This is a genomic window from Bradyrhizobium sp. Ken64 (genome assembly GCF_055807555.1).
Map to the genome: position 1 here is coordinate 1 of NZ_JBVVPA010000156.1, position 225 is coordinate 225.

Genomic DNA, 225 nt, shown 5'->3' on the forward strand with positions numbered 1-225 from the left:
CACCTGGGCCGACGTCACGCCGTCGACGGCGACGAGCTGGAGCTATCTCGACCCGGCGACCCATGCGACCAGCTTCAGCTACCAGACCCGGATCATCGACACCGCCGGCAACATCGGGACCACCGCCAGCCAGGCGGTGACGATCGATACGAGCGCGCCCACCATTACGATCTCCAATGCCGGCGGGCCCACCAACCAGGCGAACCAGACCATCACCGGCACGGT

Annotated in this window: 1 protein-coding gene; it reads left to right on the forward strand. The window is 67.1% G+C overall.

All coding sequences use genetic code 11. From position 1 onward, the window contains the following. Positions 1-225 (forward strand): hypothetical protein (locus tag AC0L2F_RS36025; RefSeq protein ID WP_473251561.1); only part of this gene is annotated, 225 nt, incomplete at both ends.